This window comes from Mesorhizobium sp. A623 (assembly GCF_054489405.1).
In genome coordinates, this window is the sequence record NZ_JBTMXB010000008.1 from 157,746 (window position 1) to 173,441 (window position 15,696).

Below are 15,696 nucleotides of genomic sequence, written 5' to 3' on the forward strand. Positions count from 1 at the left end.
ACCAGAGGGTCGGAGGTCAAAAATCCGTCGGAGCGCCGCCTTCGGCCTTGCGCTTTTCGACGAAGGCGTCGAGTTCTTCGCGGATGGCCGGGTCCATGGCTGGCTGCTCGTACATGGCAAGCCGCTCCTTCCAGACGCGGTTGGCGCGATCGACGGCGGTGGGCGAGCCGGCTTCCGCCCAGCTTTCGAAATTGCGCCAGTCGGAGATGATCGGCGAATAGAAGGCGTTCTTGTAGCGGTCCTGCGTGTGCTGGGTGCCGAAGAAATGCCCGCCCGGGCCGACATCGCGGATGGCGTCGATGGCCAGCGCCTCTTCCGACAGATCGAGCGGCGTCAAGAATTCGGCCACCATCTGCAACAGGTCGATGTCGAGGATGGTCTTTTCATAGGAGCAGCGCAGTCCGCCTTCGAGCCAGCCGGCGCCGTGCATGAGCATGTTGCCGCCGCCCTGCATGGCGCCCCACAGCGAAAACACGCTTTCATAGGCTGCCTGCGCATCTACCGAGTTGGCGGCGCAGACGTTGGAGGTGCGGTAGGGGATCTGGTAGCGCCGCGCCAACTGGCCGCCGACAAGCTGCGCCTTCATGTATTCGGGCGTTCCGAACGCCGGCGCGCCCGATTTCATGTCGACGTTCGAGGTAAAGCCGCCATAACCGACCGGTGCGCCCGCCTTCACCATCTGGGCGAAGGAGATGCCGGCCAGTGCCTCGGCGTTCTGCTGGACCAGTGCGCCGGCCACCGTCACGGGAGCCATGGCGCCCGACAGGGTAAAGGGGGTGACGACCACCACCTGGCCCATGCTCGACATCTGGATGATGCCCTCCATCATCGGAACATCGAGCCTGAGCGGGGAGTTGGTGTTGATGATGGTGAATACCGACGGCTCTTCCTGTAATTGCTCGCTGGAAATGCCGCGCGCGATGCGCGCGATCTCGATGCCGTCCACATTGCGTTCCCGCCCGAGCGAATAGATGTGGAACATCTTGTCGGTCAGCACGGCGAGGTCGCGAATGCACTCCAGATGGCGCACGCTGGGATGGATATCGGTCGGTTCGACCGGATAGCCGCCGGTGCCATGCAGGATGTTGTGCATCTGCGCCAGCTTCAGGAAATTGCGGTAATCGGCCTGATTGCCGGAGCGCCGGCCGCGATCCGTGTCCGAGCTGTTCGGAGCCGACGCCATCATCAGGAACATGACGTTGTCGCCGCCGAAACGCACATTGTGCGCCGGATTGCGGGCATGGATGGTGAATTCGGATGGACAGTGCGAGATCAGTTCGAGGATCAGGTCGCTGTCGAAGCGAACGCGCTCCGAGCCTTCGCGCACATCCGCGCCATGCGCTTTCATGATCCGGCGCGCCTCGTCATGCAGGACGTCGACGCCGATTTCCTTCAGGACGCGCAGCGAGGCGAGGTGGATTGATTCCAGCTCGTCCTCGGAAACCAGGTTCGTCGGCTTGAGCGGATTGCGCAGATGGCGAAACGGCGGTTGCTCGAAGGTCGCGGAGCCGGAGGCGCGCTTTCCGGCGCGGCCACCACGGCGCGGATGGTCAGGTGCGGTGGTGTCGGCGGCAAGCGGTGCGGTTGTCATGATGATCCTCGGAATGCGGTATTTTATCCGTCATAATGGACCGGGGATCGTGCCGCCATTGCGGAGGCGGCGACCACTAGAGCGAGGGAAACGACATTGGCATGCGGCGAAGAAGAGGCGGGTTATGCCTCGGCCAGTTCGTCGATCGTGCTTGGCGTCACCATGGCCGTTGCCAGCGCGTGCATCGTCAGCGCCCCGGCCGGCTTGCCGTCGGCGCCAAGCACCTGGGCGGTACGAACGTCGGCCTGCACCATTTCGCGAAGCGCGTCCTCGAGCGTTGCTTCGGCCGCGATCTGCAGGCCTTCGACGGTTCCCGAGCCGGCCAGCGGCGTCATGACGGAGGAGGCGAGGACGACGCGGGCGCGGTTCACTTCCCTGACGAATTTCTCGATATAGGGGTCGGCCGGATGCAGCACGATCTCCTGCCCGGTGCCTTGCTGGATGACTTCGCCGTCGCGCAAAATGGCGATGCGGTCGCCGAGCCGCAGCGCCTCGTCCAGATCGTGGGTGATGAAGACGACGGTCTTCTTGATCTCTTTCTGGAGGTCGAGCAGCACGCCTTGCATGTCGGTTCGGATCAACGGATCAAGCGCGGAAAACGCTTCGTCCATCAACAGGATGGGCGCGTCGTTGGTCAGCGCGCGCGCCAGCCCGACGCGCTGCTGCATGCCGCCGGAAAGCTGGTTGGGATAGCGGTTCTCGAAGCCGGCGAGGCCGACGCGGTTGATCCAGCGCATCGCCTCGTCCACCTGCTGCTTGCGCGGGGCACCGCGAATCTGCAGGCCATAGACGGTGTTGTCCAGGACGGTGCGGTGCGGCAGCAGCGCGAATTTCTGGAATACCATCGCCGTGTTCTTGCGGCGGAATTCGCGCAAATCGTGCTCGTTCATCTTGACCACATCGGTGCCGCCGACCAGCACTTCGCCGGCGGTCGGATCGATCAGGCGGTTGATGTGGCGGATCAGCGTCGACTTGCCGGAGCCGGACAAGCCCATGATGACCTGGATGCAGCCACCCGGCATCTGCAGGTTGATGTCCTTGAGGCCGAGCACATTGCCATGCTTCTGGTTCAGTTCGGCCTTGCTCATGCCCTGCTTGACCAGGTCCACGGCATGCGCCGCGTTCGTGCCGAACACCTTGTAGAGCGAGCGGATCTCGATGCCGGAGGCGGGTGCTGCGCTATCAACCATGAACCACCTCGAGATGCCGTTGGAGACGCTTGCCATAGGCCTGGCTGACGCGGTCGAAAATGATGGCGATGCCGACGATGGCCAGCCCGTTGAACATGCCGAGCGTGAAGTACTGGTTGTTGATGGCCTTCAGCACCGGCTGGCCGAGGCCCTGGACGCCGATCATCGAGGCGATGACGACCATGGCCAGCGCCATCATGATGGTCTGGTTGATGCCGGCCATGATGGTGGGCAGCGCCAGCGGCATCTGCACGCCCTTCAGCTTCTGCCAACTGGACGCGCCGAAGGCGTCGGCGGCTTCCAGCACGTCCTTGTCGACCAGTCTTATGCCGAGATTGGTCAGGCGGATCATCGGCGGGATGGCGTAGATGACGACGGCGATCAGCCCCGGCACCTTGCCGATGCCGAGCAGCATGACGACAGGGATCAGATAGACGAAGCTCGGCATGGTCTGCATGACGTCGAGAATGGGGTTGATCAGGCTTTGCACGCGGTCGGAGCGCGCCATCAGGATGCCGATGGGGATGCCGACGACGATGGCGATGACGGTACAGACGAAGATCATGGAAATGGTCTTCATGGTGTCGTCCCACATGTCGAACAGGCCGATCACGAACAGCGCCAGAAGCGAGCCGATGACGATCTTGATGCTGCGGCTGCCGAGCCAGGCCAGCACCGCCACCAGCGCCAGGATGATGGGCCAGGGCGTATTGGTCATGAACCGTTCGGAGTGGATGAGAAAATACTGGAGCGGATCGAAGAACGATTCGATGGCGTCGCCATAGGCGCGCGTGAACATGCGAAAACCTTCGTCGATGCTCTTCTTCAGCGTTCGCAGAAGATCGTCGTTCAAATGTGGGAAGGTTATGAGCCAGTCCATTGCCTGCCGCCTATCTATCTGCCCAGCCATCCGCACGCGAATGCATGCTCGTCGAACAGCACTTTAGAGCTATCCGGCAACCGCATGCAAACGCGCAGGGTTTGGTGATAGTGCACATTTCGGCTCGTCTTATGAGCCAAACAAGGGAAGCGGCGGGTGGCCCGCCGCTTCGCGAATTCCAAATTGGAAAGCCTTATTCGACGGCCTTCTTGACCTTTTCGGCGACGTCGGCCGGGACCCACGAAGCCCAGATATCCGGGTTGTTCTTCAGGAAGTACTTTGCGCCTTCCTCGCCGGTCGCCTGGTTGTCGGTCATCCAGGAAAGCAGCTTGTTCACCGTCTCATTCGACCAGGAGCGCTTGGCGAAATAATCCATCGCCGGACCGGCACGGTCGGCAAAGGCGGTCGTCACCAGTGTCTGCACGTGGTCCTTGGGCCATTCGTTCTGCTTGGGATCGGCGCAATCGGCGACCGTGTTGCAGCGCTTCCATTCGGCTGCGTCATACGGCACGCCGTATTCGAGCTTGACCATCTCGTATTTGCCGAGGATGGCGGTTGGCGCCCAGTAATAGCCCATCCAGCCCTCCTTGCGCTCGTAAGCCTTGGCGATCGAGCCGTCGAGCCCTGCCGCCGAGCCGGTGTCGACCAGCGTGAAGCCGGCCTTCTCGCCTTCATAGGCCTTGAAAAGCTGGCCGGTCACGACCGTGCCGCCCCAACCCTGCGGGCCGTTATAGACGGCGCCCTTGGAGGCGTCTTCCGGGGCGGGGAACAGTTCGGGATGTTTTAGCGCGTCGGCAATCGTCTTGATGTCGGGATGCGCGTCGGCCAGATATTTGGGAATCCACCAGCCCTGAACCGCGCCGTCGGAAAGCGCTTCGACGGTCGATACCAGCTTCTTGTCGGCGATGCCCTTCTGCACGACGTCCGGTACCAGGTCGACCCAGCCTTCGGGCGCCACGTCGGGCTGGCCCTTCTCGATCATCGAGGTCAGCGTCGGCACGGTGTCGCCAACGACCAACTCGGCATTGCAGCCATAGCCGGCGTTGAGCACGATCTTGTCGATGCTGGCCAGGACTTCGGCCGACTGCCAGTTCATGTTGGAAATCGTCACGTCGCCGCATTCGGCGGCCGTCGCAGCGCCTGCAAAGCCGATAAGAGCGGCAGCCAGTGCGGTTGAAGCCAATAGCTTCTTCATAGAGATTTTCCTCCCGGAGTTCGTTGATCGTTTTCGTTTGGCCCGGACGAGCCGTCCAGGGCGCCAAACGTGTGCTTCCAATTGAAATGCAAGAACATTACCAGCCAATAGGGCCGGGCAGTCGAGATGGTGCCTGACAGCGACACAAGCTTGTTTTTTTGCGACTATGTCAATTCTTGCAGCATCAATCTTGCCGCACCGGCACGCGTGAGGTCCTTTACGCCGCCGTGCGGGCTTCGTTTTGGGGCGCATATCCACGAAACGATCCAATCGCGCGTGGCGCAAGCGGATTCGGCTGGGCGGCACTTCCTTTCATGCCCGCGAGCCGATAGCAGGGCGTTTCTCGAGATTTCTCCAGCGATTGACGACGGTAGGCGTATGGCGCAGGCCAGTTCCAGCGAGCACCTGACGGATTGGGCGGCGATCGCGGGCGTCATCGCGACCGTTTCGGTGTTTGCGATCGCACAGGGCCTGACCTATCCGCTGCTTTCCTTCATCCTGCAGCGCCAGGGCGTTTCGCCGGGGATGATCGGCCTGTCGGCGGCGATGACGCCGATCGGCTTCATCGTTTCCGCGCCCATGGTACCGATGCTTGCGCGCCGCTTCGGCGCGGGCCGCACCGCACTGACCTGCGCGGCCCTGTCTGGGCTGACGCTGCTGCTGATCGGCTGGACCTACAATGTCTACCCATGGTTCCTGCTGCGCTTCATGATCGGGGTGGTGACCAACCCGCTCTATGTGCTCAGCGAGACGTGGGTGATCGCGCTCGCCCCGCCGGCCCGGCGCGGAAGGGTGATGGGCATCTATGCCACGGTCATTTCCATGGGGTTTGCGGCCGGCCCGCTGTGCCTGCTTGCCGTGGGCACGCAAGGCTGGCCGCCTTTCCTCGTCGGCATTTGCGCCTTCATTGCCTGCGGCGCATGCTTGGCGTCCGTGCTTGGGCGGCTCCCCAGGGCGGATATGAGCGGCGACAATGTCTCGGTCTGGCAGTTCATACCGCTTGCCAAACTGCTGGTGTTCACGGTCGTCATCGCCGCCGGGTTCGAGCAGGCGGTGCTGGCGCTGCTGCCCGTATACGGAGCCTATTACGACATCCCGGCGTTCGATATGTCGGCGCTGCTGACCGTGCTGATCGCAGGCAACATCGCCATGCAGGTGCCGCTCGGTCTTCTGGCGGAACGTTTTTCCGCACGCCCGGTGCGGTTCGTCTGTATTTGCCTGACCGTGCTTGGCTGCGTCGCGCTGCCCCTGCTGATCCAGACGCCATTGATCTGGCCTCTCTTGTTCGTCTGGGGTTCGGTTTCCTACGGCGTCTACACGATGTCGATCGTCGAGTTGGGCGAGCGTTTCACCGGCAAGACGATGATGGCTGGAAACGCAGCTTTCGCGATGGTCTGGGGGGTGGGCGGCATTATCATGCCGCCGCTTGGCGGGACCGCCATGGGGTCGTTCGGCGCACAGGGCCTGCCGCTGACGCTTGGCATCGTCTGTTTTGTGCTGGCCGGCGCTACCGGCGTCGCGCTCTGGCGCCACAAGGCTGGCAGATGACCGCCGAGGCAGCCCCGGAAGCGAGAATGCCTGTCGGCGCGCTTTTCGGCGTTATCGCCAGCGTTACCGTGTTCGGCGTGGCGCAGGGGCTGAGCAATCCGCTGTTCACCTTCCTGATGCAGAAGCAGGGTATTTCGGCCAGCGCCATCGGCCTTTCGGCCGCGATGACGCCGCTGGGCCTGATGTGCTCGTCGCTGTTCGTACCGGCGCTGGTGCGGCTCCTGGGGGCGCGCGGGCTGGCGGTTGGAAGTGCTGCTTCGGCGGCCTTGCTGTTCCTGTTCGTCGGGCTGACCCAGAACTGGCTGGCCTGGTATCCGGCACGCTTTCTCATCGGGCTTGCCGTCAACCCGCTCTATATCCTGGGTGAAGTATGGCTGATCGCGCTGGCGCCGGCGGCGCGACGGGGTCGCATACTGGGCGTGTTCAACGCCATCACCGGGGCCGGTTATGCCACCGGGCCGCTGTCGCTGGCGCTGCTTGGCACGGACGGGTGGCCGCCGCTGCTTGTCGGCATTTTCGGCTTTCTAGGCTGTGCGTTCATCTTGTTTCTCACCACAAGCAGGTTGAACAGCTTTGACGACGGTGTCCGCCATGGCGGCATCCTGCATTTCTGGATGGTCGCGCCCACCTTGCTGCTGGCCGTGGTGGTTTCTTCCGCGAACCAGCAGAGCATCTACTCGCTTCTGCCGGTGTTCGGCGCGGGCTACCACCTGCCGGAGGCGACGCTGGCGACGCTGATCGGCGTCATGTCGATCGGCAATATCGTGGTGCAGATTCCGCTTGGCCTGATGGCCGAGCGCGTCGGCGGGCGCAAAATGATCGTGGCCTGTGCGCTTACCAACCTCATGGGAGCGCTGCTGTTGCCGTTCATCATCACGACGCCGCTGCAAGGACCGTTGCTGCTGGTCATGGGCGGGGTGGGCTACGGCGTCTATACAATGGCGCTGGTCGAGATGGGCAACCGCTTTTCCGGATCGGCGCTGGTTGCCGGCAACGCCGCCTTCGGCCTGATGTGGGGCGTCGGCGGCATGATCGGGCCGCCGACCGCCGGTTTCGTCATGCAGATGGTGGGGCCTGTCGGGCTGCCGGTCCTGATCGCCGTGCTGAGCGCCATTCTAATCGTCTTTTCGACGTTCCGTTCGTTTGTCCGCCAACGCGGATGACCGCTCTAAAGCACGTCGCGATCTTTCAGATTCGCTTGCCGAGCTTTAGGTCTTTGTTTTCTTGCATGTCTTTACCTCGAAACCGGTTCCCACTTTCGGGAGACATGCTTTAAATAATCGTTTCCGGTTTTCGGAAATGATGCGGTAGGGTACGACATGTTGATCATGCGGCTCAACGCACGGCCGAAAAGCCACTACGCATCGACGCCGTCGCCGCGAACGCTTCGCGCCGAACTCCTGCGGCTGTGCGCTCGCATCGGCTATTCGCCGCCCGTGTTCCTCTGACTGATCCTTCACGGCAAGGAATTGCCAATTTGAGTCAAGAGGAGAGGTTAACTCCATGACATATCAGAATTATTCGCTGAAGCAGTTGCAGCAGATCGATGCCGCGCATCATCTCCATCCCTTCACCGACCACAAGGAATTGCGCGAGGCCGGGTCGCGTATCATCACACGCGCCGAGGGGCCGTATATCTACGATTCGGAAGGGGCTGAGCTTCTCGACGGCATGGCCGGGCTGTGGTGCGTGAATGTCGGCTATGGCCGCGAGGAGTTGGCGGACGCCGCCTATGCGCAGATGAAGGAGTTGCCCTACTACAATTCCTTCTTCAAATGCTCGACGCCTTCGCCTGTGCTTCTGGCCAAGAAGCTGGCGGAACTGGCGCCGAAATCCATCAACCATGTATTTTTCGGCTCTTCCGGCTCGGAAGCCAACGACACGGCGCTTCGGCTGGTGCGCCATTTCTGGGCGCTTGAAGGCAAGCCAGAGAAAAACCGCATCATCTCGCGCCACAACGCCTATCATGGCTCGACGGTGGCCGGCACTTCGCTGGGCGGCATGGAGGGCATGCATCAGCAACTTGGCGGGGCGGTGCCGAACATCGTACATGTGATGATGCCCTACGCCTACGAACTGGCGTTGCCGGGCGAAAGCGATCACGATTTTGGCCTGCGCGCGGCGAAAGCGGTCGAAGACGCCATCCTCGAAGCGGGCGCGGACAAGGTCGCGGCCTTCATCGGCGAGCCGATCATGGGGGCGGGCGGGGTCAAGATCCCGCCGATGAGCTACTGGCCCGAGGTGCAGCGCATCTGCCGCCAATATGATGTGCTGTTGATGCTGGACGAAGTCATCACCGGTTATGGCCGCACCGGCGAATGGTTCGCGGCGCAGTCGTTCGGCATCGAGCCGGACACCATCTCGACGGCCAAGGCGCTGACCTCCGGCTACCAGCCCTTGTCGGCCCTGCTGGTCGGCGATCGGATCGCCGCCACGCTGGTTGAAAAAGGTGGTGAATTCAACCACGGCTATACTTATTCGGGGCATCCGGTGGCGTGTGCGGTGGCGCTGAAGAACCTCGAAATCATCGAGCGGGAAGGGCTGGTCGAGCGGGTCAGGACGGATACGGGTCCGTATTTCGCCAAAACCTTGCAGGAGCGCATCGGCGGCCATGGACTGGTCGGCCAGGTGCGCTCGTTCGGGCTGATGGGAGCGATCGAGATCGTCAAGGACAAGGCGACCAAGCAGCGGTTTGAGCCAGTCGGTAGTGCTGCCGTCGCCGTGCGCGACCACGCCATCGCGCAAGGCATGATGATGCGCGCGACCGGCGATACGATGATCCTTTCGCCGCCGCTGATCTGGACCCGCGCCATCATCGACATGGCGTGTGACCGCATCGCCAGGGCGCTCGACCTTGCCGAAGCGGATTTGCGCCGGGGCTGAATTTGCCCGATCCGGTTGCGGAACCCTGATCTGGTTGCGGAGCCCCCGATCAGGTTGCGGAACTAAAGACGCAGCCATAACTTATTGGTGGCGGGTCTGTGAGTCCCGCCATTTTGAAAGAGCGAATTTCATGAGAAAGTCACGCAGTTCCATCGCGGTGCAGCGCGCCGCGTCGACGGGCAGCGCGTTCATGCTGGCGCCGATGGTCGCCATGATGCGGCTGCCGATCATGGCCGAAGAGGCCAGCCGGCAAACGCCATGGCAAGGCGAGACGGGCCGCGCCGTTTCGGAAAAGGCGCTGGCGACGGTGGACGGCATTTTTGCCGCGCAGATGTCGATGGTCGGTTCGATGGCGGCGTTCTGGCCAGAAGTCATGTCCGGTCGCACGCCCTCTGTGCTGAACGGCGTCGCGGTCGAGCGCTCGATCGAAGCGGCGCTGCGGCCAGCGGGCCGCACGGTAAAGGCCAATTTTCGCAGATTATCTGCCAAGGCATGATCCCGAAAAGTGGGCACCGGTTTTCGGGTCAGATCATGCTGAAATAGAGAGCACCTGAACGCAAAAACCGCGTCCCGGAAGGGTACGCGGCTTTGCCAGATACGCATGGCGTTTCGCTACTCGAACATTGCGAAACTTAACTGCTCCGGTACGCAGAACCTGATCCGGAGCGGTGGGCGGTGCTGTATGTCCGCCTTGCCATCCGTTCTACAGGCACATCGTTACCGCGTGGTTATCGAGAGCTTAATCAAACCTAAATTTGTAATCTTTTTCGCCGGATAGGGCATAAAAAGCGAAGATAGATTCGTGCGCTATCCGGCACGTCCGCGCAGGAAGTTGATGATGCCGGAAAAGTCCGCTCCGCCGTGGCCTTGTGCGTTGAACAGCGCATAAAGCTGGGCGGCTTCCGCGCCCATCGGGGTCACCGCGCCCGCGCCCTGGGCTGCCTCCTGGCTCAGCTTCAGATCCTTCAGCATCAGGCTTGCGGCGAAGCCCGGCTTGTAATCGTGGTTGGCGGGCGAGGCGGGAACCGGACCGGGAACCGGACAATAGGTCGTCAGCGACCAGCATTGACCTGACGAGGTCGAGGCGACGTCGAACAGCGCCTGATGCGACAGGCCGAGCTTTTCGGCGAGCACGAAGGCCTCGGCGACGCCGATCATGGAAATGCCGAGGATCATGTTGTTGCAGATTTTTGCCGCCTGGCCGGCGCCATCTTCGCCGCAATGGACGATGCGCCCGGCCATGGCCTGCAGGATCGGCTCGGCCTTGGCGAAGGCGTCCTTCGCGCCGCCGGCCATGAAGGTGAGCGTGCCGGCATTTGCCCCGCCCGTGCCGCCGGAAACCGGGGCGTCGACCGACAGCAGCCCATGTTTTTGGGCGATAGCGTGCGCCTTTCGCGCCGATTCGACGTCGATGGTGGACGAATCGATGAACAGCGCGCCGGGCTTCGCCTTGGGCGCGATGTCGCCATAGACCGACAACACATGCTTTCCGGCCGGCAGCATGGTGATGACCACGTCCGCATCCTTCACCGCCGCCACGGCATTGGCCATCACCGTAATGCCGTGCTCGTGCGCAACCGTCAGATTTTCCGGCATCAGGTCGAAACCGTGTACCTCGTGACCAGCCTTGACGAGGTTGGCGGCCATGGGGTTGCCCATATTGCCAAGGCCGATGAACGCGATGGTGGTCATTTAGTTCTCCCGGAAGTTTTAGCGGCGAAAATTCAGCGGCCGATGAGATGCCGCGCGATGATGACCCGCATGATCTCGTTGGTGCCTTCGAGGATCTGGTGGACGCGCAGGTCGCGCACCAGTTTCTCGACGCCATAATCGTGCAGATAGCCGTAGCCGCCGAAAACCTGGAGCGCCTGGTTGGCGATGTCGAAGCCGGCATCGGTGACGAAGCGTTTTGCCATGGCCGACCATTTCGACGCGTCCGGCGCTTTTCGATCCAGTTTGGATGCGGCCGCGTAGAGGAAGATGCGGGCCGCCTGCAATTCCGTCTCCATGTCGGCCAACTTGAATTGCAGCGCCTGGAACTGGTCGATGGTCTTGCCGAAAGCCTTGCGCTCGCCGGCATAGGCCAGCGCCTTGTCGAGCGCGGATTGCGCGCCGCCCAGCGAACAGGCGGCAATGTTGAGCCGGCCGCCGTCGAGCCCGGCCATGGCGATACCAAACCCTGCGCCCTCATTGGAAAGCAGGTTTTGCGCCGGCACCTTGCAGTCCTCGAAGACGACCTGACGGGTGGACTGCATGTGCCAGCCCATCTTGTGTTCAAGCCCGCCGAAGGAAAGCCCCGGCGCATCCTTGGGCACGACGATGGTGGAGATGCCTTTTGGGCCATCCGCGCCGGTGCGTACCATGACGACATAGAGGTCGCTGTCGCCGGCGCCGGAGATGAATTGCTTGGTGCCGTTCAGCACATAATCGCCGCCGCTTTTTACGGCGCGCGTCTTCAGTGCGGCCGCATCGGAACCGGAGCCGGGCTCGGTCAGGCAATAGCTTGCCAGCCATTCCATCGAGGTCAGCTTCGGCAGGAAATGCTGGCGCTGCTCCTCGCTGCCGAAGCGGTCGATCATCGAGGCGGCCATGTTGTGGATCGAGATGAACGACGAAAAGCCGGGGCAGGCATGCGCCAGCGCCTCGAAAACCAGTACGGCATCCAGCCGCCCCAGCGCCGATCCGCCGACGTCGTCGCTGACATAGATGCCGCCGAGGCCGAGCGGCCCGGTTTCGCGAATCACGTCGGATGGAAAGTGCCGGTCGCTGTCCCATTGCAGCGCGTTCGGCGCAACACGGTCGGCTGCAAAGGCCCGCGCCATCTCCTGGATTGCGCGCTGGTCTTCGGTGAGTTCGAATTGGCCGGCGGTCGCATCGACTGCAGCGTCCATGGCGTCCTCGCTGATGTTCCTGACTTGTCGCCAGCCTGTCGTTTTTGGCTATGCGCTGAGGCCAATCTAGCCCAATGATGCCGCCGCGCAACCCCGGCACGCCGGGTTTAGGAACGGCGGAGAGCGGAAAAAAGGCAATGGCCAAAGCGATAATGCTGCAGGGAACGGGCTCGGATGTGGGCAAGACCGTGCTGGTCGCCGGGCTTTGTCGCGCGGCCAGAAACCGCGGCATGAAGGTGCGGCCGTTCAAGCCGCAGAACATGTCGAACAACGCCGCCGTCGCCTATATTCCGGAGGAACCGGGAATGAGCGGCGAAATCGGGCGCGGGCAGTGGCTGCAGGCGCTTGCCTGCGGGGTGCCGCCGACGGTGCATATGAGCCCGGTGCTGCTGAAGCCGCACAGCGATATCGGCTCGCAGATCATCGTGCAGGGAAAGGTATTCGGCGAGGCGCAGGCGCGGGATTATCAGGGCCTGAAGGTGCAACTGATGGATGCGGTGCTGCATTCGTGGGCGCAGGTGAACGAAGGCGCGGACCTCGTCATTGTCGAAGGGGCAGGATCACCGGCGGAGATCAATTTGCGCAGCCGCGATATTGCCAATATGGGGTTTGCGACGCGCGCGAATGTGCCCGTCGTCCTAGTCGGCGATATCGACCGGGGAGGGGTGATCGCCTCGGTTACCGGCACGCATCTGATTTTGCCGGAGGAAGATCGCCGCATGGTTGCCGGTTATCTCATCAACAAGTTTCGCGGCGACGTTTCGCTGTTCGAGGATGGCATTTCTTCCATCGAGAAATTCACTGGCTGGCGCTGCTTCGGCGTGGTGCCGTGGCTAAAGGCGGCGGCACGCCTGCCGTCCGAAGATTCGGTTGTATTGGACAGGCTCGCGCCCGGCGAAAGCCGAGCGCTGAAAGTGGCCGTGCCGATGCTTTCGCGCATCGCCAATTTCGACGATCTCGACCCGCTCAAGGCCGAGCCTCAGGTGGAGGTGGCGTTCGTTCCGCCGGGCCAACGCTTGCCTGAAGATGCCGGGCTGGTGATCATTCCCGGCTCGAAATCGACCATCGGCGATCTCCTGTTTTTTCGCGAGAATGGCTGGGATCGTGACCTGGCGAACCATGTAAAGCGGGGCGGGCATGTCGTCGGCATTTGCGGCGGTTTTCAGATGCTGGGCCGCGTGGTGCGCGATCCGCACGGCATCGAGGGCAGCGTGACCGAGGCGCAGGGACTTGGCCTGCTCGATGTGGAAACGGTGATGGAGCCGGAAAAGACGGTGCGAAAGGTCGCCGCGCATTCGGTGCCATTCGATGTGGCGCTGGACGGTTATGAAATCCATCTTGGCCGCACGACCGGGCCGGATACGCTTCGGCCAGCCACGATCGTCGATGGCGTCGAGGACGGCGCCATATCGGCCGATGGCCGCGTGTTCGGCACCTACCTGCATGGGCTGTTTTCAGCCGATGGCTTTCGTGGAAAATTCCTCGAAAGTTTTGGCGTCAAGGGTGGCGGTATCGATTACCGCGCCGAGGTCGAGCGCGCGCTGGATGAAATCGCAGGGGAACTGGAAACGCATCTCGACTGCGATGCGCTGTTTTCGCTGGCGCGTTGAGCGAGCATCGGACCGAAAGTGGTTGCCGGTTTTCGGGTTGTTCCGATGCTAAAAGTTAAAACCGCGCGGCGTTGGCCAGCAGCACGAACTCCTCGATGCTCAGCGTTTCGGCGCGGCGGGTCGGATCGATGCCGACGCTGTTGAGCAGGGCCTCGCCGCCGAGGCTTTTCACGCTTTGCCGCAGCATCTTTCGGCGCTGGCCGAAGGCCGCTTCGGTCACGCGCGCCAGCCTGTTCACCTCGGCTTGCAAGGGTGTCGCGCGCGGCACCAGATGTACGACCGAGGACGTGACCTTGGGCGGCGGCGTGAAGGCTTGCGCCGGCACATCGAAGCTGATGCTTGCTTCCGAACGCCAACCGGCCAGCACGCCCAGCCTGCCATAGGCGTCGCTGCCGGGCTTCGCCACGATGCGTTCGGCCACCTCGCGCTGGAACATCAGCGTCATGGAGGTGTAGAAGGGCGGCCATTTTTCGGTCGTCAGCCAGCGCACCAGAAGTTCGGTGCCGATGTTGTAGGGCAGATTGGCGACGATCTTGGTCGGCTCGCCGCCCGACAGACTGGCGAAATCGGCTTTCATGGCATCGCCCGAAATCACTTCCAGCCGGCCCGGATAGTGGGCGGATATTTCCTTAAGCGCTGCAAGGCAGCGTTCGTCGCGCTCGATGGCGACGACGCGGCGTGCGCCGTTCATCAGCAGCGCGCGGGTCAAGCCGCCCGGCCCGGGGCCGACCTCGATGACGGTGCATTGCGACAAGTCGCCGGCGCTGCGCGCGATCTTGCCGGTCAGGTTGAGGTCGAGCAGAAAATTCTGGCCGAGCGCCTTCTTGGCCTGAAGGCCGTGGCGGTCGATGATTTCGCGGAGCGGCGGCAGCCCGTCGATGCTCATGCGGCGGGCTTCGTGTCGGCCAGGAGTCGGGCGAGTTTCAGCGCTGCGATCAGGCTATCGGGGCGGGCGATGCCCTTGCCGGCAATGTCGAAGGCGGTGCCGTGATCGGGCGAGGTGCGGATGAAGGGCAGGCCGAGCGTCACGTTCACCGCTTCGTCGAAAGCCAGCGCCTTGGCCGGGATAAGCGCCTGGTCGTGATACATACAGATGGCTACGTCATAGCCGGCGCGGGCTCGGGGATGGAACATCGTGTCGGCCGGCAGCGGGCCGAACGCGTCCAGGCCCTCGGCGCGCAACTGTTCCACGGCGGGGCGCACGATGTATTCGTCCTCGCTGCCCATCGCGCCGCCTTCGCCCGCATGCGGGTTGAGGCCCGAAATCGCGATGCGTGGATTTTTCAGCCCGAAGCGGTCTTTAAGATCGTGCGCGGTGATGCGGACGGTGGCGAGGATCAGTTCGCGGGTCAGCGCCTTGGGAACATCGGCCAGCGGAATATGGATGGTGACCGGGACGGTACGCAGATCGGGGCCGGCGAGCATCATCACCGGCGTGACTTCGCGGCCGGTGTGGAGCGATGCCAGATGCGCCAGATATTCGGTGTGGCCGGGAAAGCGGAAACCGGCATCGTAGAGCGGCTTCTTGGCGATGGGACAGGTGACGACAGCGGCAGCCCGACCAGCAAAACAATCGGCAACGGCGCGGTCGATGGCCTCGATGATACCCGCCGCATTGGCCCGGTCAGGCTGGCCGGGGGTATCCGTGAAGCTGGCTTCCAGCGCGACAACGGGCAGGGCACTCCCGAAGACGGAAGCGGCTTGCGCCGGCGTGGTCTGTATAATGTCGCCAGTGGCGCCGATCCGTTGGGCTCGCACTTTCAAGAGAGCCGGTTCGGCAAGCAGATAGAAGGCGGGTACGGCGTCGGCCTTGCGTCTCGCCCATGCGGCAAGGGCGATTTCCGGTCCGACACCCGCCGGATCACCGACACTGAGGGCCAGCGGGACGTCATGCACGGTCACGGCCGG

At 62.8% G+C, this 15,696-nt stretch carries 14 protein-coding genes; 6 read left to right on the plus strand and 8 right to left on the minus strand.

What is annotated here, in order from left to right; genetic code table 11:
• Nucleotides 1-16: 16 nt before the first annotated feature.
• The 4 genes from ACX3P1_RS10965 to ACX3P1_RS10980 form a co-directional block, all read right to left on the minus strand.
• Nucleotides 17-1,591 carry a trimethylamine methyltransferase family protein gene (locus ACX3P1_RS10965; RefSeq protein ID WP_459079604.1) on the minus strand — a complete coding sequence of 525 codons (1,575 nt, stop codon included), beginning with the start codon at nt 1,589-1,591 and terminating at the stop codon, nt 17-19.
• A gap of 122 nt (nt 1,592-1,713) precedes the next feature.
• The gene (locus tag ACX3P1_RS10970; RefSeq protein WP_459079605.1) at nt 1,714-2,781 is read right to left on the minus strand and encodes a quaternary amine ABC transporter ATP-binding protein; all 1,068 of its coding nucleotides are present in this window, start codon (nt 2,779-2,781) and stop codon (nt 1,714-1,716) included.
• A complete protein-coding gene (locus ACX3P1_RS10975) occupies nt 2,774-3,661 on the minus strand; it encodes an ABC transporter permease (protein WP_459079606.1) in 888 nt (295 codons plus the stop codon). The genes ACX3P1_RS10970 and ACX3P1_RS10975 overlap by 8 nt, the downstream gene beginning before the upstream one ends.
• Before the next feature lie 193 nt (nt 3,662-3,854).
• Nucleotides 3,855-4,856, minus strand: coding sequence for an ABC transporter substrate-binding protein (locus tag ACX3P1_RS10980; protein ID WP_459079607.1), 1,002 nt, complete (start codon nt 4,854-4,856; stop codon nt 3,855-3,857).
• A 378-nt stretch (nt 4,857-5,234) separates the two neighbouring features.
• Here ACX3P1_RS10980 and ACX3P1_RS10985 point away from each other — a divergent pair, with 378 nt between their 5' ends.
• The 5 genes from ACX3P1_RS10985 (at nt 5,235) to ACX3P1_RS11005 (ending at nt 9,783) form a co-directional block, all read left to right on the plus strand.
• Nucleotides 5,235-6,404, plus strand: a complete 1,170-nt coding sequence (locus tag ACX3P1_RS10985; RefSeq protein ID WP_459079608.1) for an MFS transporter — start codon at nt 5,235-5,237, stop codon at nt 6,402-6,404.
• Nucleotides 6,401-7,567 (plus strand): MFS transporter, encoded by a 1,167-nt coding sequence (locus ACX3P1_RS10990; protein ID WP_459079609.1) that lies wholly within the window; start codon nt 6,401-6,403, stop codon nt 7,565-7,567. Before ACX3P1_RS10985 ends, ACX3P1_RS10990 begins: the two co-directional genes overlap by 4 nt.
• Before the next feature lie 156 nt (nt 7,568-7,723).
• On the plus strand, nt 7,724-7,852 hold the full coding sequence (locus ACX3P1_RS10995) for a hypothetical protein (RefSeq protein WP_459079610.1): 129 nt from the start codon (nt 7,724-7,726) through the stop codon (nt 7,850-7,852).
• Between the two features lie 55 nt (nt 7,853-7,907).
• Nucleotides 7,908-9,287, plus strand: coding sequence for an aspartate aminotransferase family protein (locus ACX3P1_RS11000; protein ID WP_459079611.1), 1,380 nt, complete (start codon nt 7,908-7,910; stop codon nt 9,285-9,287).
• Nucleotides 9,288-9,417: 130 nt separating this feature from the next.
• A complete protein-coding gene (locus ACX3P1_RS11005; protein ID WP_459079612.1) occupies nt 9,418-9,783 on the plus strand; it encodes a hypothetical protein in 366 nt (121 codons plus the stop codon).
• 311 nt (nt 9,784-10,094) lie between these two features.
• Here the strand turns inward: ACX3P1_RS11005 and mmsB are convergent, their stop codons facing one another.
• Together mmsB and ACX3P1_RS11015 are read right to left on the minus strand one after the other, a co-directional pair.
• On the minus strand, nt 10,095-10,979 hold the full coding sequence (gene mmsB / locus ACX3P1_RS11010) for a 3-hydroxyisobutyrate dehydrogenase (protein ID WP_459079613.1): 885 nt from the start codon (nt 10,977-10,979) through the stop codon (nt 10,095-10,097).
• Nucleotides 10,980-11,011: 32 nt separating this feature from the next.
• The gene (locus ACX3P1_RS11015; protein ID WP_459079614.1) at nt 11,012-12,178 is read right to left on the minus strand and encodes an isobutyryl-CoA dehydrogenase; all 1,167 of its coding nucleotides are present in this window, start codon (nt 12,176-12,178) and stop codon (nt 11,012-11,014) included.
• 137 nt (nt 12,179-12,315) lie between these two features.
• On the opposite strand from ACX3P1_RS11015, the gene ACX3P1_RS11020 reads away from it, so the two are divergent.
• Complete coding sequence (locus tag ACX3P1_RS11020) at nt 12,316-13,788, plus strand: cobyric acid synthase (protein ID WP_459079615.1); 1,473 nt, start codon at nt 12,316-12,318, stop codon at nt 13,786-13,788.
• Nucleotides 13,789-13,843: 55 nt separating this feature from the next.
• Here ACX3P1_RS11020 and rsmA read toward each other — a convergent pair whose 3' ends face one another.
• Both rsmA and pdxA read right to left on the minus strand, forming a co-directional pair.
• A complete protein-coding gene (rsmA, locus tag ACX3P1_RS11025; protein ID WP_459079616.1) occupies nt 13,844-14,674 on the minus strand; it encodes a 16S rRNA (adenine(1518)-N(6)/adenine(1519)-N(6))-dimethyltransferase RsmA in 831 nt (276 codons plus the stop codon).
• On the minus strand, nt 14,671-15,684 hold the full coding sequence (gene pdxA / locus ACX3P1_RS11030) for a 4-hydroxythreonine-4-phosphate dehydrogenase PdxA (protein ID WP_459079650.1): 1,014 nt from the start codon (nt 15,682-15,684) through the stop codon (nt 14,671-14,673). The genes rsmA and pdxA overlap by 4 nt, the downstream gene beginning before the upstream one ends.
• Nucleotides 15,685-15,696: the final 12 nt, after the last annotated feature.

What these genes read in the sequence shown, in the direction of transcription:
- ACX3P1_RS10965 (WP_459079604.1), bottom strand. Translation starts at nt 1,591, where the DNA reads ATGACAACCGCACCGCTTGCCGCCGACACCACCGCACCTGACCATCCG.
- ACX3P1_RS10970 (WP_459079605.1), bottom strand. Translation starts at nt 2,781, where the DNA reads ATGGTTGATAGCGCAGCACCCGCCTCCGGCATCGAGATCCGCTCGCTC.
- ACX3P1_RS10975 (WP_459079606.1), bottom strand. Translation starts at nt 3,661, where the DNA reads ATGGACTGGCTCATAACCTTCCCACATTTGAACGACGATCTTCTGCGA.
- ACX3P1_RS10980 (WP_459079607.1), bottom strand. Translation starts at nt 4,856, where the DNA reads ATGAAGAAGCTATTGGCTTCAACCGCACTGGCTGCCGCTCTTATCGGC.
- ACX3P1_RS10985 (WP_459079608.1), top strand. Translation starts at nt 5,235, where the DNA reads ATGGCGCAGGCCAGTTCCAGCGAGCACCTGACGGATTGGGCGGCGATC.
- ACX3P1_RS10990 (WP_459079609.1), top strand. Translation starts at nt 6,401, where the DNA reads ATGACCGCCGAGGCAGCCCCGGAAGCGAGAATGCCTGTCGGCGCGCTT.
- ACX3P1_RS10995 (WP_459079610.1), top strand. Translation starts at nt 7,724, where the DNA reads ATGTTGATCATGCGGCTCAACGCACGGCCGAAAAGCCACTACGCATCG.
- ACX3P1_RS11000 (WP_459079611.1), top strand. Translation starts at nt 7,908, where the DNA reads ATGACATATCAGAATTATTCGCTGAAGCAGTTGCAGCAGATCGATGCC.
- ACX3P1_RS11005 (WP_459079612.1), top strand. Translation starts at nt 9,418, where the DNA reads ATGAGAAAGTCACGCAGTTCCATCGCGGTGCAGCGCGCCGCGTCGACG.
- mmsB (WP_459079613.1), bottom strand. Translation starts at nt 10,979, where the DNA reads ATGACCACCATCGCGTTCATCGGCCTTGGCAATATGGGCAACCCCATG.
- ACX3P1_RS11015 (WP_459079614.1), bottom strand. Translation starts at nt 12,178, where the DNA reads ATGGACGCTGCAGTCGATGCGACCGCCGGCCAATTCGAACTCACCGAA.
- ACX3P1_RS11020 (WP_459079615.1), top strand. Translation starts at nt 12,316, where the DNA reads ATGGCCAAAGCGATAATGCTGCAGGGAACGGGCTCGGATGTGGGCAAG.
- rsmA (WP_459079616.1), bottom strand. Translation starts at nt 14,674, where the DNA reads ATGAGCATCGACGGGCTGCCGCCGCTCCGCGAAATCATCGACCGCCAC.